The following is a 23,837-nucleotide window of genomic DNA, read 5'->3' on the forward strand; positions in this document are numbered from 1 at the left end:
TTGATGATTACTTCCCCCCTGTCGAGCCTCTCGCAGGCTTCACGTGCCTGTTCAAACGGATACCGCACAGTAGCTCCGGATCGAAGATCAGGTGGCAGCGATCCTGTGTATCACAGTGTCTTTGGCTATCATCTTGATACATGAGTTTTCACCCGCCCGCCGATTCGACACAGGCCAGATACGTCGCCGCGTTCAAATGCACGCCAGGTTTCAAGGGGATCAGCCAGAACCCCTGGCCAACGGCTTGCAACGGAGACATCACGATGAAGATGGCACTGCACAACAACACCGGCGCTGGTCGCCGCCGTCTGGTCGGCTCGTCGATCCTCGCCTTTGCCCTGCTCGGCGCGGTCGGTGCAGCCCATGCACAATCGACCGCCGCCGCACAACCCGCCACGATCAAGGCTGACGCCGCCCACCAGACATCCTTGCCGTTCGGCCCGCTGAAGCATGTCAACGCCGGACTGCTGAACGTGGCGTATGCCGAAACAGGCCCGGCCGACGGACCGGTGGTGATTCTCCTACACGGCTGGCCGTACGACATTCACAGCTATGACGAGGTCGCACCGCTGCTGGCGGCGCAGGGCTATCGAGTGCTGATGCCGTATGCGCGTGGCTTTGGCGACACGCATTTTCTGTCCGAGAAAACCGTGCGCAATGGCCAACCGGCCGCGCTGGCCAGTGACGTCATCGACTTCATGGATGCGCTGAAGATCAAACAAGCTGTGCTCGGTGGCTATGACTGGGGCGCGCGCTCGGCCGCCATCGTCTCGGCGCTGTGGCCAGACCGGGTCAAGGCGCTGGTCTCGGTCAGCGGCTATCTGATCGGTAATCAGGCGGCCGGCAAGAACCCGCTGCCATCCAAGGCTGAGTTGCAGTGGTGGTATCAGTTTTACTTCGCCACCGACCGCGGTCGCGCCGGGTACGAAAAAAACACCCGCGACTTCGCCAAATTGATCTGGCAACTGGCTTCGCCGAAATGGGCCTTCGATGACGCCACCTTCGACCGCAGCGCCAAGGCGCTGGACAACCCCGACCATGTCGAGATCACCGTGTTCAACTACCGCTGGCGTCTGGGCATGGTTCAGGGCGAACCCCGATACGAAGCCTTGGAGCAGAAACTGGCCACGGCGCCGTCCATCAGCGTGCCGACCATCACCCTTGAAGGCGATGCCAACGGCGCCCCCCACCCGGCTCCCGAGGATTATGCCAAGCGCTTCACCGGCAAATACGAGTTCCGGCTGATCAGCGGCGGCATCGGCCATAACCTGCCGCAGGAAGATCCAAAGGCATTCGCCAAGGCGGTGATTGATGCGGATCATCTTTGAGGCTGATCTGACGTCCGGACGCTGTTCCCGATAAGCACCTTCACAACGACGTCAGCGTCACCGGCAGTTAGAAGCGCCTGCGCCCCGCGCTGCCGGGATTGAGGTACAGCCGTTCAGTCATTTCGATGGAACATTGGTTCAGGCTCATCCTCTATCGAAACACCAGCGAATGTGAGGATGTCACCATGATCAACTCATTGACCGGCATGAAGCCTGGCGAGCGATACGCTGTCGAGAACCTTGGGAGCGCACGGAGTTTTCCGGGGTTCTTTCTCGACGGAAAGTATTACCTGAAACCCGAACTGATGACGGCCGTCGGTTGGCTGGAGGGTCAGCATTTTTTGTATGACGAACTTGATCGTGCTGGTAAGCCGGTTTTTCCGGATCGGGTCGCCGGTATCATCGATGACCTGACGTTGATCCTGGTCGACGGTGCGCGCTTGAAACTGAACAAAGTGCGCTACAGCGCCCCAGTGGATCTTCCCACATCAGAACTGCAGCATCCGCGCGCTGGCAAATACCGACCTTCGTTACTGGTGGCGCTAGCCTCGACGTTATTGCTGGGTGGCAGCCTGTTTGCGCGTCAAAAGCGCCGCGATCGCTGAAGAGTGACGGAGGACTCCCGGCTGCCCCCGTGGGAGCACGAATTTGTGAATGTCGCAGGCTCTTGTAATCTCAGCCCTTAGCCGCCATCGCGGTCACTTCCACACGCATGCCTTCAACCGCCAGCGACGCCACACCCACTGCAGCGCGAACCGGCCACGGTTTGGCGAAGAAACGCTTGTAAACCTCGTTGAACGCAGCGCGATCAGCCATGTCGGTGAGGTAGATGGTCAGGTGCATCACGCGGTCCATGGAACTGCCCGCGCGCTCCAGTGCAATCTTCAATGCCTGCAACGTGCATTCGCTTTGCAAGGTGATGTCGCCCAGTTCCAGGCTGCCGTCAGCGCGGGTCGGGATCTGGGTGGAGACCAGGATGCCGTTGAAGCCGGCTACGTCGGAGGAGATGGAATCCGCATCGGGATCGGGGGTGAAGGCGATGTCTTGGTTAGCCATGGGGTTCTCTTGTTTGAGGGTGTGAAAGGGGCGGCCAGTTTACAGAATCGGGGCTCTGCCTCAGTTATTTATACTCAGATGGCAGCTTGATAATATAGGCAGCCGCAGTGGTTAACGGAGATTGATGTGATAGCGGTAATTCCCGAGTAGACCGAGTCGCGCCCTTCGCGAGCAAGCCCGCTCCCACAAGGGAATGTCGGCGAACGCAAAGTTTTTGAAACAACCTGGATCAAGTGTGGGAGCGGGCTTGCTCGCGAAGGCGCCAGAACAGACACCTCGTGCCAAGGCAAACCAAAGAGCAAAACCCCCATCGGGTCACCCCCTGCCCTCTGAAATTAAATGAACCCTGCCCACACCAGACCACCTAACGCCAGGACCTTAGGAGGTGACCCATGCAAACCGAAACCATCTGGATCGTTCTCGCCGCAATTCTCGTACTGTTCGAGTTATGGGCAATCAACAAAGTGCGTAAAGCTGAAGGCAAATCCAGCAACAAACTGGTATGGATGGTGGTGATCGTGTTTGTACCGCTGTTCGGGCTGATAGCGTGGGCATTGGCGGGACCGAAACACACCAATCACAACCCCCACTCACCGCAAGCCAGGCAATGACGTCGAAGGACCCGCGACAGCGATCTGACAACTGAACGATGTGAAACAACAAAGCCCCGATCATTCGGGGCTTTGTTGTTTTTGCGCCGGGTTGTGAGCGGTGTTGTCGAGTGATTGAGCCGCGTGGGTTTCGGGCTTTTTGCGGTAGTCGCCCCATCGAGAGGCCGAGTGCTTAAGTAAACAGCATTACACGCTGAAGCGGTTTGTTGTTCCAGAATGAGAACGGTTTATTGGAGGACCAACTACGGATCCAAGAGATAACTATGTTTTTCAAAACCAGAAACTACCACGCCCAACAGCAGCGCCAAAAAACAGTTATTGGAAAATTGACATGTCTTAAAAATTTTACAGTGCGAGAATAAATTTAGATCGTCGCGCTTGCAAAGTTGTAACGTTGGCGTTGCACCGCGACAGGGCATTATGCGTTGGCGTCAGAAAAACATTGTAAGTATTTGCCTGATTTTGGTGCAAATATGCGTCTTGTGCCTATATTTCTAATCGCAATAACACTTCTATGTAACTGTTTTTATTATTATTTTTTTATTATATTTTCAGCTCTTTAATCTGGCACTCACTTTGCTGGATCAAACTATGACGCTGTCGCTGCGAGGCGTTCGAAATTCTGTCAAAAAAAATGACAGTGCCTGATTAATGTTTGTCTACACTCTTAAATCTTCGGAGCTTGGTCGAGTTCAAGTTGTAACAAACAGCCGCTTAGTTGGCCCGACAGACAACTGTCGGCCTGCGCGGCATGCCATGGCCTGACTGAATCAGGGTATACGGGAGATTCACCGATGCGGATCAGCATATTTGGTTTGGGCTATGTAGGCGCTGTATGTGCGGGTTGTCTCTGTGCTCGCAACCATGACGTAATCGGGGTGGACGTTTCGCAAGTCAAGATTGACCTGATCAATCAGGGTAAGTCGCCTATCGTTGAACCCGGCCTGGAACCGCTGCTTGAGCAAGGGGTGAAATCGGGGCGCCTGCGGGGTAGCAGTGATGTGAAAGCTGCCGTGATGAGCACGGATATGTCCTTCCTCTGCGTCGGTACACCCAGCAAGAAGAACGGCGATCTGGATTTGGTCTACATAAAATCCGTCTGCCGCGAAATTGGCGAAGCCCTGCACACCAAGGACAGTTGGCATACGGTGGTGGTGCGTAGCACGGTGCTGCCGGGCACCGTGAAGAACGTGGTGATCCCTATTCTTGAAGACTGTTCCGGCAAGAAGGCCGGGGTCGATTTCGGTGTGGCGATCAACCCGGAGTTCCTGCGCGAAAGTACGGCGATCAAGGATTACAACTGTCCGCCCATGACGGTGATCGGCGAACTCGACCAGCGCAGCGGGGACATGCTCGTCGCGCTCTATCAAGAGCTGGACGCGCCGCTCCTGCGCAGGAGCATCGAAGTGGCGGAAATGATCAAGTACACCTGCAACGTCTGGCACGCGACCAAAGTGACCTTCGCTAATGAGATCGGCAATATCGCGAAAGCCGCCGGCGTGGACGGTCGCGATGTGATGGACGTGGTCTGCCAGGACACCAAACTCAACCTGTCGCGGTATTACATGCGCCCCGGTTTCGCGTTCGGCGGTTCCTGCCTGCCCAAGGATGTGCGTGCGCTGAACTATCGCGCCGGGCAAATGGATGTCGAGCATCCGCTGCTGGCCTCAATCATGCACAGCAACGCGGTGCAGATCCAGAGAGCCTTCGACATCATCACCAGTTACGGCAAGCGGCGTATCGCGCTCCTCGGCCTGAGCTTCAAGGCGGGCACCGATGACCTGCGCGAAAGCCCGCTGGTGGAGTTGGCCGAAATGTTGATCGGCAAGGGCTACGACCTGCATATCTTCGACCGCAACGTTGAATACGCGCGCATCTATGGGGCTAACAAGGACTACATCGAGTCGAGGATTCCGCACCTGGCTTCGCTATTGCGCGCTGATTTTACGAAGGTGATCGAGGAGGCGGAGGTGATCGTGCTGGGTAACGGTGACGAGTCCTTCAAAGCCCTTGCGCTTGAGGTGCCCGAAGGCAAGCAGGTGGTTGATCTGGTGGGCTTCATGGAACACGCCAGTGGCGATCGGCTCGAGGGTATCTGCTGGTAAGCGAGGCGCGGAGCTGGCGCGCCCTGAGCAATCCGGGTTTTCAAACAGGGGTCACATGCATGGCTGATTCCAGGGTTTACTTGCGTGAAGCGGCGGGGTGGCTGTTTTACCTCACCGCGCTGATGGGGCTTGCACTGTTGCTGCCACGCTCAGTGTTCGATCCCCAATCCAGGGACTTTCTCCTGTTGCTGGGGGCGGTCGGTATCTGGCGTTACTCGATGGGCGCGATCCATTACCTGCGGGGGTTACTGTTCCTTTATCTGGTGTTCCCTTACTACAGACGCAAAGTCACCCGGCTCGGCAGCAGTGCCGATCCATCGCACGTGTTTTTGCTGGTGACCAGTTTTCGTATCGAGGCATTGACCACCGCGCAGGTTTATCGCTCGGTGATCGAAGAAGCCATCGGTTGTGGTTATCCGACCACGGTGGTCTGTTCCATCGTCGAGCTGGCCGATGAACTGCTGATCAAAGCGCTCTGGGACAGCTACACCCGGCCGGAACATGTCAAGTTGAGCTTCGTGCGGATTCCCGGCACCGGGAAGCGCGATGGCTTGGCCCATGGTTTTCGAGCGATCTCGCGGCACGTGCCGGACGCCGATGCGGTGGTGGCGGTGGTCGATGGCGACACTGTGCTCTCCTCCGGACTGGTGCGTCAGACCGTGCCCTGGTTCAAGCTGTTTCCGAACGTCGGCGGGCTGACCACCAATGAGTTCTGCGAGGTGCGCGGAAGCTACCTGATGAGCCAATGGCACAAGCTACGGTTCGCCCAGCGGCACATCAATATGTGTTCGATGGCACTGGGCAAGCGAGTGTTGACGATGACCGGGCGGATGTCGGTGTTCCGCGCCCAGGTGGTGACAAACCCCGGTTTTATTCAAGACGTCGAGAGCGATTATCTGCAGCACTGGCGTCTGGGGCGTTTCCGATTCCTGACCGGTGATGACAAGTCCAGTTGGTACAGCCTGATGCGGTTGGGCTACGACACCTTTTATGTGCCTGATGCGGCGATCAACACCGTCGAGCATCCTCCGGAAAAGAGCTTCTTCAAGGCCAGCCGCAAGCTGATGTTCCGCTGGTATGGCAACAACCTGCGGCAGAACTCTCGGGCCCTGCACCTGGGCGTGCGGCGGTTGGGCTGGTTCACTTCGCTGGTGCTGTTCGACCAACGCGTATCGATGTGGGCCAGCCTGCTCGGACCGTCGATCGCAATCATTGCCAGCGTCAAATACACCGCGGCCTACCTGCTGATCTATGTGCTCTGGATCGGCGTGACTCGCTTGATCCTGAGTCTTCTGTTGATGGCGTCGGGGCACCCGGTGGGTCCGGCGTATCCAATGATTCTCTATTACAACCAGTTGGTCGGCGCCATCGTGAAGATCTATGTGTTCTTCCGTCTCGACCGGCAATCCTGGACACGCCAGAAAACCAGACTCGACCGCGGGCTGGCCAGCTATCAGCGCTGGTTCAATACCTGGTCGTCGCGGGCCATGACGTTTTCGGCCGGCAGTGTGTTTTGCGCGTTGCTGATGTGGATTGTGTAGCGCAGGTGCCAGGGCAAGGGACAAGCCGTGCCGTTTACATAGCGGTAACGGATAACAGTAACACCGGCTGTGATCTGCCGGATCGGTCTGAATCGTGGATGGGAAGGGACGCGTTATGAACACAGCCGTTATTGCTGTTGATGACAATGTCGTGCATGAGTCAGAGGTGCAGCGCCAGCATGCGCGGCTGAATCTACCGGCACGGATCAAGTTTAACGGGCCGGGTCGGGAGAAGTTCGATTGCGAGCTGATCGACCTGTCGGCCGGTGGCTTCAGCCTGAATCAGCCAGACACACCACTGATCGCGGGCCGCCATTACAAAGGCAAACTGGTGTTCCAGGTCGATGCGCTTGGGTTTGCCATCGACGTGGAGTTTGTCGTGCGCTCGATCAGTAGCGAGGAATTGCGGGTGGGTTGCGAGTTCCACAACCTGCGCCCGCGCGCGATCTCGGCATTGCGTTATGTGATCACCTCCTACCTCTCGGGAGGGTTGATCAGCCTGGGCGACATGCTCGCGACCCAACAGCGCGACAACTTTACCAGGCCGCGAAAACACGAACACGGCCACGGCATGGGCTTTTTCACTCGTTTGCGGGCGACCTCGGTGAGCCTGTTGATGTTCCTGGTGGGGCTGGCTGCCTTTGGCTATGTACTGCAGCAGTTGTATGGCATTTATTTCGTCACTCATGCCGAATCGGCACGCGTCAATGTGCCCGGCCAGTTGATCGGCCTGCCGCGCGACGGCAGCGTCAATTCGTTGGTCAAGGTCGGCGCGGTGGTGTCCAAGGGCGCCCCGCTGGCGACCTTTTCCGCCTCGCTGCTGGATGTGATGAAAGGCAACCTGCCGCCTGGGCAGGCGACCCCGGAAAACCTTGAGCGCCTGTTCAGCCGAACCCTGCAAGGATCGCTGACCAGCCCTTGCGATTGCCGGGTGGTGGCGCAACTGGTGCCGGACGGCCAGGTCGTCGGCAAGGGCACCACGGTATACGAGTTGATGCCGATCGACGGTCTGGCAACCATCGAGGCGCGCTTCCCCTACAAGAATTTTGCCAAGATCCAGCCTGGCACGTCAGTGAGCTTTCAACTGATGGGAGAAGAACAGCCGCGCACGGGCAAAATCGCCGCGGTAGCACTGGACAACGGCGGCCTGGCCTCCGACCTGCGCGTCACCATAGAGCCTGACAGCCCGTTGCGCACCGATCTGGCCGGGCGCCCGGTGGAGGTCAGTGTCAAAGACCTGCAGGACAATGTCTGGGTGCAGAGTGCCGTGGCGGCCAATACCTGGGTGAAGAACGCTTGGGAAAATAAAGTCATGGCGGCCGGAAAATGAACGGCGCATGGCGATCAGGGCTGCGGTTTTCTGCGCTGGCCGCTGCTCTGACAATGATCCACGGTTGCGGCACCCTGCCCGATCAAGGGTTGGCGCGCGAGGCCATGGCGCGCGGCGATTATGAAACGGCACGCAAGAACTACGCGGCGCTGGCCGAGGACGGCTATGCCGATGCCCAGGCCGGAATGGGCGACTTGACGGCCTCGGCGGGCGACCCGGCAAGCCTGAAAGAGGCTGAAGTCTTGTACCGGCAGGCAGCGCCGGAATCGGTCAAGGCGCAGGCACGTCTGGGCCGTTTGTTGCTGCGTCAGAGCCCGGGTGATCCCCGGCAAGTGCACGAGGCCCGGCAATTGTTGGAAGGCGCGCTGGATAAAGGCGAGTTCAGTGCGGTGGTGCCACTGACGTTGTTGTACCTGGGCTACCCGCGAATGGCGCCTGTGGTGGATCCGCAGCAGAAAGTCGACAGCTGGCGTGCCCAGGGCATTGTCGAGGCCGACCTGGCGCAGATTCTGATTTACCGCAATCAGGGCACCTATAACGCTCACCTGACACAGATCGAACAGATGTGCCGGGCTCGGTTGGCGGTACTCGATGCCTGTTATGTGGAGCTGGCCACCCTCAACCGAATGCGTGCCCAGCCCAAGGCACAAGCGGACCTGCTGGTGCAGTTGCGCCAGGGTTTGCGCGAGGGACGAGTAGCGCCCTTGCGGGTCGAGTCGGTGGCGCGCGTTCTGTCGTCGCCCGCCCTCGCAGGCCCGCCCGATCCGCAAAGCGCCCAGCGCCTGCTCGAAGAACTGGCACCGGTCTATCCGCCGGCCTGGACCAGCCTCGCACGGTTGATCAACGACTACCCCGTGCAAGGCGATGCGCCGCAATTGCTCTCGGCCTTGCAACGCGGACGCGAAGCGGGCGATCCACGGGCGGAACTGCTGACCGGTCGACTGTATTACCTCGGCAAATGGTTGCCACAGGATCCGCGCCTGGCTGAAGAGCATTTGCTCAAGGCGGCCGCGGCCGGTGAAGTCGGGGCGCATTACTACCTGGGCCAGTTGTACCGGCGCGGTTATCTGGGCCAGGTCGAACCACAGAAAGCGCTGCTACATTTGTTGCTGGCCGCCCGCAACGGCTCGCCCAACGCCGATCTGGCCCTGGCGCACATGTTTTTCGACTCCCGCGGTGTCAAGGTCAATCGGGTCAATGCTTTTGTCTTTGCGCAGCTCGCGCAACGCCAAGGCGTGGTAAATGCGGAGCCAGTGCTGTCGGCCCTGCAGTCGGGGCTGACCCCGGCAGAAAGGAAAATCGCGCAGCCCTTGCTTGAGGAAGAAGCCCAGGCCCGTCTGACGGGCGCTGCTTTAGCCAGGCTGCAAACTCCGGAAAATGGACAGGACTTACTATGAAGCAAGCATTGTTGGCTGGTTGTGGTCTTGGGGTTTCGCTGATGTGCAGCGTCGATTTGGTGCTCGCGGCGGAAGTGGCACCGAAGAACTTTGGTCTGGATGTGAAGATTACCGCTGAGTCGCAGGAGGACCGTGACCTGGGCACCGCGTCCGGTGGCACGGTCAACGGTATCGGCATCGACTTGCGCCCTTGGGCCTTTGGCCAATGGGGTAACTGGAGTGCTTATGCGATGGCGCAGGCGGTGGCCGCGACCGATACCATCGATACCGATACGATCAACAACGGTGTCGACGCCACTAACGCCCGTGAGACGGATGACAGTTACCTTGCGATGCGCGAGTTCTGGGTCGATTATTCCGGCATCACGGCCTATCCGGGTGAGCATCTGCGCCTCGGGCGCCAGCGTCTGCGTGACGACAGTGGCGAGTGGATGGACACCAACATCGAAGCGCTCAACTGGACCTTCGAAACCACCCTGCTGCGCGCCCACCTCGGCGCCGCTCAACGCTTTTCCGACTACCGCACCGATGTGGACGACCTGTCGCCCGAAGACGAAGACCGTTCCCATGCCTTCGCCGACATCTCGACGCAGTGGACGCCCAATAATTGGATAGGCCTGCGTGTCCATCACGCAGAGGACAGCGGCAATCTGCCCGACCCCGGCGAGCAGGTCGATGCCCTCGACAAGACCAACACCGGCAGCCTGACCTGGGTCGGCCTCGAAGCGAACGGTGACGGCTACAACTATCGCTCGACGATGCCAGTCAATTACTGGATCAACGCAACCTGGCTGACCGGCGATCGCGAGAACCTCACCAGCGTGGTCGACCCTGTCGGCGATCGGGTCGCGACGGGCCATACCAGTGGCGACGTCAACGCCTGGGCCGCGGACCTGGGCTTGCGCTGGAACATCGATGAAAGTTGGCGCCTCGGTGCTGCCGCCGCCCGCGGCGACGGCGGCGGTGACGACGATGAGAACCAGTTCCAGCAGACCGGCCTGCAGAGCAACCGCTCGAACTACACCGGCACGCGTTCGCGCGTACACCGTTTCGGCGAAGCGTTTCGCGGTGAACTGAGCAACCTGCAGTCGGCGACTCTGTTCGGCTCCTGGCAGATGCGCGAGGACTACGACGCCAGCCTCGTCTACCACCGCTTCTGGCGGGTCGACGACCAAACGGAAACCGGCGACGACGGGATCATCAATGCGGCACTGGTGGATGGTGAGAAGGACCTGGGCCAGGAAGTCGATCTGGTCATGACCAAGTACTTCAAACAAGGCCTGTTACCTGCGAGCATGGTGGACTGGGTTGACGAACCCTCGGCGCTGGTCCGCTTGCGCCTCGGCGTGTTCTTCCCGGGTGACGCCTACGCCAACGACACCGATTCGAGCATGCACCGGGCATTCATTGATTTTGTCTGGAAAATCTAGGACCAGGTGGTTGCCCGCGGTGATGCCATCGCGGGCAACGGCGCACTGCACACCAGGTTGCATTTATTTAGATGAGTGAGACTTATGGACAGTGTCGTCAAGATAGGGTTGTTGCTCGCCGGACTGCTGTTGATGCAGGCCGCAGGGGCCAATGCGGCAAATGAGATCCTGGCGCCGCGTTACACCATCAGCGAGGCACCAGGAAAGCCGTTGCTGATCAAGGAGCCGAAAATGCCCGACCTGTCGGGCTATACGGCCGAGGCAGTCGCAGCAAAGATTTCCTACAAGCCCGTCGGCCGCGCCTTGATCCAGCCGATGCTCAAGGAAAACGCGCTCGATGAGTTCATCGGCGGCGAGGATCGCCTGAAGGAATGGGTGGTTCGCCAGAAGCGAATGCCCGTGGCGATCTTCATCGACCGTGGCTACATGACCCTGACGCAACTGGCGCGCAGCCTGCCACCGACCGCCTTGCGTGAAACCGCGCCGGGGGTGTTTCTGGCGCGCCTGCCGATCGTCATACGTCCGGGCGGGACCCTGCATATCGGCAAGTCGGTCAAGGAGTTGCGATTGTCCCAGGAGGCCGGGTCATTCCTGGTCAATGACGGCAAGCTGTTTATCACCGACACCAAAGTCAGCGCCTGGAGCGAGAAGAATGACAGCCCGGCCTGGTACAAAAAAGAGGGTGAGTTCCGGCCCTTCCTGGTGTCTTGGGGGGGCACCGAAACCTACATCGTCAACAGCACCATCACCAGCTTCGGCTACACCGCGAGCAAGAGTTATGGTGTGAGTATTTCCCAGTACAGCCCGAGCATGGCGCCGAGGATGAAACGCAAGCGGCCGACTGGCTGGCTGCTCAATTCCGAGTTCGTCGACAACTGGTACGGCTTCTATTGCTATGAGGCCGACGACGTGGTGATTCTCGCCAATTCCTATCGCGACAACATCGTCTATGGCATCGACCCGCACGACCGTTCGCGCCGGCTGATCATTGCCCACAACGATGCCTTCGGCACTCGCAAGAAGCACGGCATTATCGTATCGCGCGAGGTCAATGACAGTTGGATCATCTACAACCGCGCCTACGACAACCACCTGTCGGGCATCGTCCTGGACCGCTCCAGCGTCAATAATCTGGTGGCCTACAACGAGACCTACAAAAACCTCTCCGACGGCGTAACCGTCTATGAGAGCAGCAATAACCTGTTCTGGCGCAACCGCGCGAGCGACAATGGCCGGCATGGTATCCGGGTTCGCAACAGTACCGGTGTGCGGCTTTATGAAAACGAGCTGATGGCCAATGCCCTGACCGGCATCTACGGCCACATCAAGGATTTGCGCGGCACTGACCGCGATCTCAAGGAAGATCCCTACGACGCCAGGCTGTCGCTCACCGTGGTCGGCGGCAAGCTGATCGGCAACGGCTCCAGCCCCATTACCGTGTTTTCTCCCTCGCGTCTGGAACTCTATGACTTGACCTTTCTGGCGCCGCAGAAACAGGACGGCCTTGCCTTCAGCGGTTTGCTGGGAGAGGTGCAAGGCGACTTGATAGACATTCTCCTGCGTCGCCGAGAAGCCGTATTGATTCTGCCGGTGAAACTTTGAGGAGCCTGCTGATGAAGACAATCCATGGATATGCCGCGCTATGCATTCTGTCTGTGCCGGCGTGGGTCCAGGCGCAGCCGGAGTACACGGCCGAGGCCTGCTGCAAGCTGTGCCCACAAGCGGCGCAGGCAACACTTTACGAGCAGCCGACGCTGAAAAACTTCGCGACCCTGGTGGAGACCAAGGACCAGTGGCTTTTCCGCACCCGCAGCGATTTTCGCACTGACTTCGGCCTGGATGAGAGCGGTTACAAGGCCCTCAAGCGCCTGCGCGATGGCCTGGCCCAGCGCGGGGTCGAGCTGGTGCTGGTGCTGCCACCGAGCCGCGGCTTGCTGCACGCCGACCGACTGACGCCGTTGGAACTGGCCAGCTTCGATCAGGCCGGGGCCCGGCAGAACTATTTGCAAACACTGGACCGGGTGCGCCACTTGGGAGTTCTGGCCCCCGACTTTACCAACCTGTTGAGTGCGCCACAGCCCGCCGGGCAGCCCTTCTACTTCAAGGGCGACCACAACTGGACGCCCTATGGCGCCGAACGCAGTGCCCAGTTGGTGGCCCAGACGCTCAAGGGCAACAATGTGCTCAAGGCGTTGCCGCATCAAGTCTTCGCCAGCCAGCCGGCCGGCCTGCTGGGACGCTCTGGCTCGTTGCAAAAAGCCGCTGCACAGATCTGCGGTAACGGCTATGCGGCGCAGTATGTCACCCGTTATCAAACCCGGGCCCAGGTCGATTCCAAGGTCCCCGCCAAAGTTGCCTTGATTGGTACCAGTGCCAGCGGCGAGGCGTTCAACTTTGCCGGTTTCCTCGAACAATATCTGGAGACACCAGTCAGCAATTTCACCGTACCGTCCGGTGGCTACGATGATTCGTTGATCGCCTACCTGCTCGGCGACGTCTTTCAGAAAGACCCGCCGAAGGTACTGGTATGGGAGACCGACAATCTCGACAGCCTCGGCAAATCCAGTTTCTATCGGCAGGCGATGGCGGCGCTGGGCGATGGCTGCGACAACCAGGCGCCGCTGCTCAAAAGCCAGTCGACCCTGCACAGCGGGCGCAATCAGGTGTTGTTCAACGGCGGTGGCGGCAATGTGCATCCGATCAAGGGCAATCGATATCAGGTCGACCTCAGGTTCGCTGATCCCGGCGTGCACATAATGAACGCGACCCTGACCTACATGAACGGTCGCCAGGAAAACATCAGCCTGAGCCGTTCGCCAACGGTCAATACCCAGGGTCGCTTCGCCTTCGAGCTGCGCGACGATCAGGACTGGGACGAACAGACTTTTCTTTCCATGGACGTGCAGCCACCGCCTGGAACGAACTCCATGGAGCTCTCGACCCGCTTGTGTGCCAAACCCGTCCTCACGGCACCTTCCCTGCGCACCGCGCAGACGGAGGTGCAATGATGCGTCAGGCGCACTGGGCCGCCTTCGGCGTGTCCTTCATTCTGGCGGCGACGAGCGTGCAGGCGGCCGCCTCTCCACTTCGTCCGCCGCAGGGCTATTACGCGCCGGCCGTGGACAAGAAAGGCGATGCGCCGAGCTGCCCGGCGGCGCCCAAACCCTATACCGGCGACCTGATGATCCCCAGCAAGTACGAGGGCTCGGGCAAGGCGCGTGATCAGCTCAACGTGGAGTCCAACAAACGCTACAAGCAATTGTCAGGCGATATCAACGAACTGGAAAAGGGTGTCAACAAGCAAGTCGCCGCCTATTTACGGCTCGGCCGCGCAGGTCATGTCGACTGCACCCTGAGCTGGCTGGGCGATTGGGCCAAGGCACAGGCACTGCTGAGCACCACTTACACCCATACCGGCAAGTCGATGCGCAAATGGGCGCTGGGCAGTATTTCTTCGGCCTGGCTGCGGCTCAAGTATTCGAGTTCGCAGCCGTTGAAGGGCCGCGAGGCGCAGACCCGGCTGATCGAGGCCTGGATCGGCCAGGTCGCCGATCAGGTGGTGCGGGATTGGCGCGACCAGCCGCTGGACCGACTCAACAATCACCAGTATTGGGCAGCATGGTCCGTCATGGCGGCCTCGGTGGTGGTCGACCGGCGCGACCTGTTCGATTGGTCAGTCGCCCAGTTCCGCATCGGCGCGTCCCAGGTCGATGCCGACGGCTATCTGCCCAACGAACTGGGCCGCGAAACCCGCGCACTGGCTTACCACAACTACGCGATGGGGCCGCTGATGATGATCGCTGCCTTTGCCCAGGCCAACGGCGTCGACCTGCGCGAAGAAAACCGTGGCGCCATGCGGCGTCTAGCGGCGCGGGTGGAAGAAGGCATCAAGGATCCCCGCTCGTTTGAACGCAAGACCGGCTACAAGCAAGAACTCGAGGACCTCAACGAGGATGGCAAGTTTGCCTGGCTGGAACCCTACTGCGCGTTGTACGCCTGCTCGGCGCAAACCAACCGCTGGCGCCAATCGATCGAACCGATGAAAACCTACCGCCTGGGCGGCGACATCACTCAATTGTTTGCTGACCAGAAGAAATGAATGCAACAGCCAACACGCCCTGGATACCGGTGAGGCCGTCCTGAGTTGCGCTTGTGTTTTAAATAATGGAAGGCAGTCCTTCGCTGTTCGAAGCGCCTTCATGTCGAGTGATGAAGGTGCGGGAGAACGTAAAATGATTCCAGTCATTCTGTCCGGCGGCAGCGGTTCGCGTTTGTGGCCTTTGTCGCGCAAGTTGTACCCCAAACAGTTCCTGAGTCTGGCAGGCGAAGGATCGCTGTTTCAGCAGACCCTGCAGCGCCTGACGTTCGAGGGTATCGGCAAGCCGATTGTGGTCTGCAATCAGGAGCATCGTTTCATCGTCAATGAACAGCTCGCCGCCATCGGCTGTACACCGCAGGCGATACTGCTCGAACCCTTCGGCCGCAACACCGCACCGGCAGTGGCATTGGCGGCCCTCAAGCTGATCGCCGAAGGCCGCGATGAGTTGCTGCTGGTGCTTCCGGCCGACCATGTGATCAGCGACGAGCCCGCCTTGCGCACCACGCTGGCCCACGCGCAGGAAGAGGCGCTCAAAGGCAATCTGGTGCTGTTCGGCATTCCAGCGACGCGTCCGGAAACCGGCTTTGGCTACATCAAAGCCGACTGCAGCGATGCAGGCGCCAACGCCTTCAAAGTCGAAAAGTTCATCGAGAAACCCGACACGCAAACCGCCAGCGAATTTGTCCGCTCCGGCGAGTACTTCTGGAACAGCGGCATGTTCCTGTTCCGCGCCAGCCGCTACCTCGAAGAATTGCGCACTCACGAACCGGACATGTACGACACCTGCGTACTGGCCCTGGAGCGCAGCCGCAGCAGCGAAGGCGTGACCAGCATCGATCGCGTCACCTTCGAATGCTGCCCGGACAACTCCATCGACTATGCGGTGATGGAACGCACCAGCCGCGCCTGGGTCGTCCCGCTAAGCGCCGGCTGGAATGATGTCGGTTGCTGGTCTTCGCTGTGGGATGTGCACGACAAGGATGCCGATGGCAACGTGCTCAAGGGCGATGTCGTCAGCTACAACAGTCGCAATTGCTTCGTGCATGGCAGCAGCAAACTGGTGACCCTGCTGGGGCTGGACGATCTGGTCGTGATAGAAACCCAGGACGCCCTGATGGTCGCGCACCGCGACACCGTGCAAGACGTAAAAAAACTGGTCAACGCCCTCGACGCCAAAGGCCGCTCGGAAACCCAGAACCACTGCGCGGTGTACCGCCCTTGGGGCAGCTACAACTCCGTGGACAGCGGTCTGCGCCATCAGGTCAAACACATCACCGTCAAACCTGGCGCGCAGCTGTCCCTGCAAATGCATCACCACCGCGCTGAACACTGGATCGTTGTCTCCGGCACCGCCCAAGTGACCTGCAACGAAAAGGTCTTCCTGCTGACGGAAAACCAGTCCACCTACATTCCGATCGCGTCGGTGCATCGCCTGGCCAACCCCGGGAAAATTCCGTTGGAGGTTATTGAGGTGCAGTCCGGGAGCTATTTGGGGGAGGACGATATTGAGCGGTTGGAAGATGTCTATGGGAGAAATCAGCAGATCAAGAGTTGAGCCTGTAACGATCTGGAAACTGCACGACCACTGTAGGAGCGAGCTTGCTCGCGAAGGACGACAACGATAACGCGTGCTGTCTGAATGAACACGTTATCAGGGCATTTTTCGCGAGCAAGCTCCCTCCTACAGAAAACGGGGCCTATGTCGTTTTTTGCCGCTCCGACTCATAATCTTGAAGTCCGAAAACCATGTAGCAAATCACACCTTGTGGCGAGAGGATTTATCCCCGTTGGGCTGCGAAGCAGCCCCAATACCTGCCCCCAATTTCCCAATACACTCCACCCCTCCCCCCGCGAAATAGCGTTAGAGCCCACAAACAGTGGCAATCAGCACCGGTAATGGTAGCTGCGTCCCATGCACCTGCACCCCGTCTTCCCCCTCGGAACCTTTCCATAAAATGATGTCAATTTGATAGCGCTCTACACCACCCATTCATCGTGGAGCACCCAGTACCAGGCTGCCCCTGGCAAACCATGGAAGTGTGATATGAGACTGATCCTCGCAGTGATGCTGATGTTCAGCAGCTACGTTTACGCCAGTTGCGAAAACATCAGCAACGATGACCAGCGTAACTATTGCAAGGCCCGGGAGGGCCGGGGCGGTTGTCAGAATATTAAAGACGACGACCAGCGCAATGCCTGCAAAGCCGAAACGGAAGGTACGGGTGATTGCGGAAACTTTCGCGACGATGACCAGCGCAATTATTGCAAGGCCAAGCAAGGCTGGGGCGGTTGCCAAAATATCAAGAATGACGACATGCGCAACGCCTGCAAAGCCGAAACGGGAGGCACGAGTGACTGTGGAAACATTCGCGACGATGACCAGCGCAACTATTGCAAGGCCAAGCAAGGCTGGGGCGGTTGCCAAAATATCAAGAACGACGGTCTGCGCAATCAGTGCAAATCCTTGGGCCACTAGTTGAACGACGCGCCGACAGGGGGCTATCGAACTGCCGTCGAGGCATCGTCTGATACCCGGGCGCTCAACGTAGCGTCCGGTTTGACTTCTTTTAAACCCAGGTCCCGTGCCGGGAATTCAATGTGGTTCAAGACTCCGGCAGCCCGACTTTTTTCAGCAGTTCGTGAAGCCCATCAGGAACCAACGGCGCTTCGTCAGTAAAGCTTGCGCACGGGAGCCATTTTGCGGTGAAGGTTGCGCCATCGCTTTCTTGAGCGTCCACGTGCGGCAACTCATAGACGCTGGCATCCACAAACTTCGCATCGTAGACCTGCACGATTTCGTGCCCTGGTGTGCCGGCATAGGTGAAGAGGCTTTCGAGCGTGCCTAGCAGGCGAACATCGGTGATGGATAAACCGAGTTCTTCTTCTACTTCACGCACAACGGCTTGGGCACTGGTTTCGCCGAATTCTATACCGCCACCGATTGGGCGGAAGAATCGCTTTCCAGTGATAGGGTCGCGAGCTTCGTTGACCAGTATCTTGCCATCGTGATGGAAGACGCAGAGTGTGATGGGGCGGATGCGGTGTGCAGTCATGAGGTGAAGTCCATTTACTGGGTGGGGAGCGTAGCGGTCAGGGCGCTAATCAATGTCTGCGGCCCGGCTTCCAGACATAGTGAGAAAAAACAGACACGGAACACGCGAAAACAAGAAACAAAATTCCAACGGAGCCCCAATGCGGCAACCCTCTCAAAAACCCGACTTTATCAATGACCGGAAAACTGAGAACGGTCCCAATCGAAGCCCCGACGACAATACCTACCCTCGAAGCCCACACACTCGTGTACCGACCCTCCTCGCCGAATTCAATCCGTTTCAACTTCGGCGCCACGTAACACACGCCGAAAATGCAAAAGACCACGAAAGAGACAAGTCCTACCGCGTTGAGATACGCGTCATCCACACCAAAAATTTGCTTCAGCCCCGCCACCAATATCACGGAGTAAAAACCTGAACTGGCAAAGACCATCGGCCATGCCCAGAGGTAGTAGCAAAACGTTCGAGCATCCATACGCAAACGATCCATTAGGGGGTACAGCGTTCAAGCCCCGGAGAAATCAGAAGTTCGCCGGGGTGTTGGCGCTGATGATTTCCGCTTCGTCCTGGCCGATGTTGCGGAACTTATGCGGCAAGGTCGTTGGAAAGTAGTAGCCGTCACCCGCGTTGAGCACGCTGATCTGGCCATCAACCGTCAACTCAACAGTGCCACGGGTGACAAGCCCACACTCCTCGCCTTCAGAATGCACAATCGGCTCTTCCCCCGAACTCGCCCCAGGCGCGTATTGCTCGCGCAACAAGCGCATCTGCCGACTCGGCACCGAAGCGCCAATCAACAACAACCGCAACCCATGACGCCCGAGATCCGGTTGTTCATTGGCCCGAAACACGTATTGATGTTCACGCGGCGGTTGGTCGAAGGTGAAGAAGTCCGCCAGGGACATGGGGATGCCTTCGAGCAGTTTTTTCAGGGAGCTGACGGAGGGACTGACACGATTCTGTTCGATCAGGGAGATGGTGGCATTGGTGACGCCGCTACGCCGGGCCAGCTCGCGCTGGGAGAGTTTGTAGCTTTCGCGTACTAGTTTGAGTCGTGAGCCCGTGTCCATGACAGCCTTATGCGAGGAAAACTTAAGGGTTATGGGGGTGGATGGCGGGCGACTTTTGGCCGCGAAAGTACCGCTTCCCTGTCCCGGATATTTGAAAGTCGGGTATTAAATCACGTTTGTGGGGGTTGCTGTAGGCGCATGCTTGCTTGTGACAGCGGTGTATCAGGCAGCATCGATTGTGACTGCTAGGGCCTCTTCGCGAGCAAGCCCGCTCCCACAGTTTGATCTGCGAAGGCCACAAATTTTGTGCCTGCTGTAGATCCTCTGTAGGAGCTGAGCTTGCTCGCGAAGGCGGTGTGTCAGGCTACATCGATGCTGGATGTGCCGGCCTCTTCGCGAGCAAGCTTTGCTCCTACAGGATTCTGCCAGGCCTAGATGCCGAACCGATCGCGCAGCGCGTAATACGCGGCGCCCATGGCGGTGAGTGGGGCCTGGAAGGTGCGGCCGCCGAGCATGGGCATATGCGGGAGCGAGGCGAAGGCGTCGAAGCGTTCGGCGTCGCCGCGGATCATTTCCGAAATCAGTTTGCCGGCCAGGTGTGAGCAGGTGACGCCGTGGCCGCTGTAGCCTTGCATGTAGTAGGCGTTTTTCTCGATGCGGCCGAATTGCGGCATGCGCGACATGGTCAGCAGGAAGTTGCCGGTCCAGCGATAGTCGATCTTCACGTCCTTCAATTGCGGGAAGGTCTTGAGGATTTTCGGTTTGATCAGCTGTTCGATGTCGTCCGGTTCCCGCGCACCGTAGACAACGCCACCACCATAGAGCAGCCGGTTATCGGCAGTGAGGCGGTAGTAGTCGAGCAAGTAGTTGCAGTCTTCGACGCAGTAGTTGTTTTTGATCAGGCTGCGCCCAACCTTCTCCGACAACGGCTCGGTGACGACGATTTGCGAGCCGCACGGCATGCTTTTGCTGGTCACGCGATTGTCGAGGCCCTGCGGCAGGTAGGCGTTGCCGGCGATCAGCAGGTACTTGGCGCGGACCAGGCCTTTGGCGGTACGTACGGTGATCGGTTCGCCGTAGGTGATTCCCACGGCGGCCGATTGCTCGTAGATTTTGCCGCCCAGGCCGATGATGGCCGAGGCTTCGCCGAGGGCGAGGTTCAGCGGGTGGATGTGGCCGCCCTGCATGTCGAGCAGGCCGCCGACGTAGTTGTCGCAACCGACTTCGCGCTTGATGTCGGCCGCGTCGAGCATTGTCAGGTTTTTGTTGCCGTAACGTTCCCAGCTGCTTTTCTGTTCAGCCAGGCCTTTGAGTTGCTTTTTGTTCAGCGCGGCGAAGATGCCGCCCGGGCGATAGTCGCACTGAATGTCGTAGTGTTGTATGCGCTGACGGATGATGTCGGCGCCCTCGAAGATCATGCTGCCGAGGACTTCAGCGGTCTTGTCGCCGTAGCGTTCTTCGATGACATCAACGTCGCGACTGTAGGAGTTGACCAGTTGGCCGCCGTTGCGACCGCTGGCGCCGAAACCGACTTTGGCGGCTTCGAGTACGGTCACGCTGTAGCCGGCTTCGGCAAGGAACAGCGCCGAGGACAAACCGGTGTAGCCGGCGCCTATCACGCAGACGTCGCAGTCCACCTCGTGCTCCAGCACCGGGAATTCGCCGATGCGGTTGGTGGTTGCGGCATAGTAGCTGTTTACATGTGCTTGTTTCATAGGTTTCTCCGATGACCGCCAGCACTTGCCGGGGGCCACCGTTGTAGAAGTATTAGAGCTTGATCCAGGTCGCTTTGAGTTCGGTGTATTTGTCGAACGCGTGCAGCGATTTGTCCCGACCGTTACCCGACTGCTTGTACCCGCCGAACGGCGCAGTCATGTCGCCGCCGTCGTACTGGTTGACCCAGACGCTGCCGGCACGCAAACCACGGGCGAAGGTGTGGGCCTTGCTCAGGTTGCTGGTCCACACGCCTGCGGCCAGGCCAAAGATGCTGTCGTTGGCGATGACCAGGGCTTCTTCTTCAGTATCGAAGGTGATCAGCGAGAGCACCGGGCCGAAAATTTCTTCACGGGCAATAGTCATGGCGTTGGTCACACCGTCGAAAATCGCCGGTTCCACGTACAAGCCGCCAGTGGCTTCGAGCGTGCGGCTGCCGCCCGCGATCAGTTGGGCGCCCTGGTCTTTGCCAACCTGGATGTAGCGCAGCACGTTGTCCAGTTGACGCTGATCGACAACCGCGCCGACGGTGGTTTGCGGATCGAGGGCGTGCCCCGGTTTCCAGGCTTGCAGCGCTTCCACCAGCAGCGGAATGAACTGCTCGCGAATCGAGCGCTCCACCAGCAAACGCGAACCGGCCGTGCAGACTTCGCCCTGGTTGAAGGCAATCCCGCTGGCCGCTGCTTGTGCTGCCGCGCGCAGGTCCGGCGCGTCGGCGAACACCACGTTCGGGCTCTTGCCCCCGGCTTCGAGCCAGACGCGTTTCATGTTGCTTTGCCCGGCGTAGATCAGCAGTTGCTTGGCAATCGCTGTCGACCCGGTGAAGGCCAGCACGTCGACGTCCATGTGCAACGCCAGCGCCTTGCCGACGGTGTGACCGTAGCCCGGCAGAACGTTGAACACGCCTTTCGGGATGCCCGCGTCCAACGCTAACTGGGCGATGCGGATCGCGGTCAACGGTGACTTTTCCGAAGGCTTGAGGATGAACGAGTTGCCCGCCGCGAGGGCCGGGGCGAACTTCCAGCTGGCCATGATCAGCGGGAAGTTCCACGGCACGATGGCGGCGACAACGCCGGCGGGTTCGCGGGTGATGAGGCCGAGTTGGTCGTGCGGCGTGGCGGCGACTTCGTCGTAGAGCTTGTCGATGGCTTCGGCGGTCCAGCGGATCGCGTTGGCGGTCGCCGGGATGTCGATGTTCATCGAGTCGTTGATCGGTTTGCCCATGTCGAGGGTTTCGAGCAGGGCCAGCTCTTCCTGGTTGTCCAGGATCAAATCGGCGAAGCGAATTAAGATGCGCTTGCGCTCGGCCGGCGCCAATCGCGCCCAGATGCCGGACTCGAAAGTGCGGCGTGCGACGGCCACGGCTTCGTTGGCATCGGCTTCATCTGTGCTGGCGACGTTGGCCAGGAAGCGGCCGTCTACCGGGCTGATGCATTCGAAGGTGTCACCGCTGAGTGCTGCGCGGTACTGGCCGTCGATGAAGGCACGGCTTTCGATGGTTAGAGACTGGAAGCGTTGTTCCCAGTCGCTGCGAGTGATTGTCATTGTTGTGACTCGACGCAGAGGAATAGGTGATCGTCAGTTAAAACTTGCAATGCGATTCCCTGTGGGAGCGCGCTTGCTCGCGAAAGCGGTGTGTCCGGCGACATTAATGTTGAATGTGCCACCGTCTTCGCGAGCAAGTCCGCTCCCACAGTTGATCGGTGTTGTTTGTTTTAGACCGTGTGCAAATACCAGTTGTACTCAAGGTCCGAGATGGAGTTCTCGAACTCCGCCAACTCGCTTTCCTTGCACGCCACAAACACGTCGATGTACAGCGGGTCGATGTAGCGCGCCATGACTTCGCTGTCGTCCAGCTCACGCAATGCATCGCGAAGGTTGTTCGGCAAGCTCTGTTCGTTTTGCTCGTAACTGTTGCCTTCCACCGGAGCGCCCGGTTCGATCTGGTGGGTCAGGCCGTGGTGAATACCCGCCAGCACCGACGCCATCAGCAAGTACGGGTTGGCGTCCGCACCGGCTACGCGGTGCTCGATACGCACGGAGTCCGCCGAACCGGTGGGCACACGGACCGCGACGGTGCGGTTGTCGATACCCCAGCTCGGCGAGTTCGGCACGTAGAACTGTGCGCCGAAACGACGGTACGAGTTGACGTTCGGGCAGAGGAACGCCATCTGCGCCGGCAGGGTCTCGAGCACACCGCCGATCGCGTGTCGCAGCGCGGCGTTCTGCTCGGGATCCTCGCTGGCAAAAATGTTGTTGCCTTCTTTGTCGAGAATCGAAATGTGCACGTGCAAACCGTTGCCCGCCTGACCCGGATACGGCTTGGCCATAAACGTGGTGTCCATTTCGTGGTCATAGGCGATGTTCTTCACCAGACGCTTGAGCAACACCGCGTAATCGCAAGCCTTGATCGGGTCGTTGACGTGATGCAGGTTCACTTCGAACTGCGCCGGGGCGCTTTCCTTGACGATGGCGTCGGCAGGAATGCCCTGCTCCTTCGCGCCTTCGAGAATGTCTTGCAGGCAATCGACGTATTCGTCGAGGTCGTCGATCAGGTAGACCTGGGTCGACACCGGACGCTTGCCCGATACCGGCGAACGCGGCGACTGCGGACGACCGTTCACATTGTCCTGGTCGATCAGGTAGAACTCCAGTTCGAACGCCGCGCAGATGGTCAGGCCAAGTTCGTCAAATTTGCGCACCACGTTGGCCAGCACTTCGCGCGGATCAGCGAAGAACGCCTCGCCCTCCAGTTCGTGCATGGTCATCAGCAACTGAGCGGTTGGGCGCTTTTGCCACGGCTCAATGCTCAGGGTGCCTGGGATGGGGAAGCAGATCCGGTCAGAGTCGCCGATGTCCAGACCCAGGCCGGTGCTTTCCACCGTGGAGCCGTTGATGTCCAGGGCAAACAGAGACGCCGGGAGGTTGATGCCTTTTTCGTAAACCTTATGAAGACTGGTGCGCTCGATGCGCTTGCCGCGCACCACACCGTTCATATCCGCAATCAGAAGGTCGACGTACAAAACCTCAGGATATTTCTTAAGGAATGCGTTTGCTTCGTTGAGTTGAACGGCACGCAGAGGGACCGACATTTTGCACCTATTAGCTGTTAATTATTATGTTCACCGCTGTTTCGCCGAGCCAGTCAACCCGAACGGCAAAGT

20 protein-coding genes are annotated in these 23,837 nt (G+C 59.1%); 13 read left to right on the forward strand and 7 right to left on the reverse strand.

Annotated elements, in window-relative coordinates:
- Positions 1-263: 263 nt before the first annotated feature.
- A complete protein-coding gene (locus ACYZT9_RS15680) occupies positions 264-1,328 on the forward strand; it encodes an alpha/beta fold hydrolase (RefSeq protein ID WP_462006334.1) in 1,065 nt (354 codons plus the stop codon).
- A 185-nt stretch (positions 1,329-1,513) separates the two neighbouring features.
- Positions 1,514-1,933 (forward strand): short chain dehydrogenase, encoded by a 420-nt coding sequence (locus ACYZT9_RS15685; protein ID WP_462006335.1) that lies wholly within the window; start codon positions 1,514-1,516, stop codon positions 1,931-1,933.
- A gap of 70 nt (positions 1,934-2,003) precedes the next feature.
- Here ACYZT9_RS15685 and ACYZT9_RS15690 read toward each other — a convergent pair whose 3' ends face one another.
- Positions 2,004-2,384, reverse strand: coding sequence for a RidA family protein (locus ACYZT9_RS15690; RefSeq protein ID WP_462006336.1), 381 nt, complete (start codon positions 2,382-2,384; stop codon positions 2,004-2,006).
- Positions 2,385-2,776: 392 nt separating this feature from the next.
- Between ACYZT9_RS15690 and ACYZT9_RS15695 the strand changes: the two genes are divergently transcribed.
- From ACYZT9_RS15695 to ACYZT9_RS15745, 11 genes are all read left to right on the forward strand, one after another.
- Positions 2,777-2,995 carry a PLD nuclease N-terminal domain-containing protein gene (locus ACYZT9_RS15695; protein WP_462006337.1) on the forward strand — a complete coding sequence of 73 codons (219 nt, stop codon included), beginning with the start codon at positions 2,777-2,779 and terminating at the stop codon, positions 2,993-2,995.
- A gap of 794 nt (positions 2,996-3,789) precedes the next feature.
- On the forward strand, positions 3,790-5,100 hold the full coding sequence (locus ACYZT9_RS15700; RefSeq protein WP_462006338.1) for a nucleotide sugar dehydrogenase: 1,311 nt from the start codon (positions 3,790-3,792) through the stop codon (positions 5,098-5,100).
- A gap of 59 nt (positions 5,101-5,159) precedes the next feature.
- Positions 5,160-6,641 (forward strand): glycosyltransferase family 2 protein, encoded by a 1,482-nt coding sequence (locus ACYZT9_RS15705; protein WP_462006339.1) that lies wholly within the window; start codon positions 5,160-5,162, stop codon positions 6,639-6,641.
- A gap of 115 nt (positions 6,642-6,756) precedes the next feature.
- The gene (locus ACYZT9_RS15710) at positions 6,757-7,971 is read left to right on the forward strand and encodes a PilZ domain-containing protein (protein ID WP_462006340.1); all 1,215 of its coding nucleotides are present in this window, start codon (positions 6,757-6,759) and stop codon (positions 7,969-7,971) included.
- Positions 7,968-9,368, forward strand: coding sequence for an alginate biosynthesis protein AlgK (locus tag ACYZT9_RS15715; protein ID WP_462006341.1), 1,401 nt, complete (start codon positions 7,968-7,970; stop codon positions 9,366-9,368). The genes ACYZT9_RS15710 and ACYZT9_RS15715 overlap by 4 nt, the downstream gene beginning before the upstream one ends.
- 41 nt (positions 9,369-9,409) lie before the next feature.
- Positions 9,410-10,798, forward strand: a complete 1,389-nt coding sequence (locus ACYZT9_RS15720; protein ID WP_462010234.1) for an alginate export family protein — start codon at positions 9,410-9,412, stop codon at positions 10,796-10,798.
- A gap of 84 nt (positions 10,799-10,882) precedes the next feature.
- On the forward strand, positions 10,883-12,400 hold the full coding sequence (algG, locus tag ACYZT9_RS15725) for a mannuronan 5-epimerase AlgG (protein ID WP_462006342.1): 1,518 nt from the start codon (positions 10,883-10,885) through the stop codon (positions 12,398-12,400).
- Between the two features lie 11 nt (positions 12,401-12,411).
- Positions 12,412-13,806 carry an alginate O-acetyltransferase AlgX-related protein gene (locus tag ACYZT9_RS15730; protein ID WP_462006343.1) on the forward strand — a complete coding sequence of 465 codons (1,395 nt, stop codon included), beginning with the start codon at positions 12,412-12,414 and terminating at the stop codon, positions 13,804-13,806.
- The gene (locus ACYZT9_RS15735) at positions 13,806-14,897 is read left to right on the forward strand and encodes a mannuronate-specific alginate lyase (RefSeq protein ID WP_462010235.1); all 1,092 of its coding nucleotides are present in this window, start codon (positions 13,806-13,808) and stop codon (positions 14,895-14,897) included. Before ACYZT9_RS15730 ends, ACYZT9_RS15735 begins: the two co-directional genes overlap by 1 nt.
- Before the next feature lie 133 nt (positions 14,898-15,030).
- Entirely contained in the window at positions 15,031-16,452 is a 1,422-nt protein-coding gene (locus ACYZT9_RS15740) for a mannose-1-phosphate guanylyltransferase/mannose-6-phosphate isomerase (RefSeq protein ID WP_462006344.1), read from the forward strand.
- A gap of 489 nt (positions 16,453-16,941) precedes the next feature.
- Positions 16,942-17,373, forward strand: a complete 432-nt coding sequence (locus tag ACYZT9_RS15745) for a hypothetical protein (RefSeq protein WP_462006345.1) — start codon at positions 16,942-16,944, stop codon at positions 17,371-17,373.
- 127 nt (positions 17,374-17,500) lie between these two features.
- On the opposite strand, the gene ACYZT9_RS15750 is transcribed toward ACYZT9_RS15745, so the two are convergent.
- From ACYZT9_RS15750 to ACYZT9_RS15775, 6 genes are all read right to left on the reverse strand, one after another.
- The gene (locus tag ACYZT9_RS15750; RefSeq protein ID WP_462006346.1) at positions 17,501-17,950 is read right to left on the reverse strand and encodes an NUDIX hydrolase; all 450 of its coding nucleotides are present in this window, start codon (positions 17,948-17,950) and stop codon (positions 17,501-17,503) included.
- Between the two features lie 49 nt (positions 17,951-17,999).
- On the reverse strand, positions 18,000-18,425 hold the full coding sequence (locus ACYZT9_RS15755) for a hypothetical protein (RefSeq protein WP_462006347.1): 426 nt from the start codon (positions 18,423-18,425) through the stop codon (positions 18,000-18,002).
- 46 nt (positions 18,426-18,471) lie between these two features.
- A complete protein-coding gene (locus ACYZT9_RS15760; RefSeq protein WP_007946335.1) occupies positions 18,472-19,020 on the reverse strand; it encodes a cupin domain-containing protein in 549 nt (182 codons plus the stop codon).
- 371 nt (positions 19,021-19,391) lie between these two features.
- On the reverse strand, positions 19,392-20,675 hold the full coding sequence (locus ACYZT9_RS15765; protein ID WP_462006348.1) for an NAD(P)/FAD-dependent oxidoreductase: 1,284 nt from the start codon (positions 20,673-20,675) through the stop codon (positions 19,392-19,394).
- 52 nt (positions 20,676-20,727) lie between these two features.
- Entirely contained in the window at positions 20,728-22,218 is a 1,491-nt protein-coding gene (locus ACYZT9_RS15770) for an aldehyde dehydrogenase (RefSeq protein WP_462006349.1), read from the reverse strand.
- A 170-nt stretch (positions 22,219-22,388) separates the two neighbouring features.
- On the reverse strand, positions 22,389-23,765 hold the full coding sequence (locus tag ACYZT9_RS15775; protein ID WP_462006350.1) for a glutamine synthetase family protein: 1,377 nt from the start codon (positions 23,763-23,765) through the stop codon (positions 22,389-22,391).
- Positions 23,766-23,837 lie beyond the last annotated feature (72 nt).

It is taken from the genome of Pseudomonas sp. ZT5P21, from assembly GCF_054897785.1.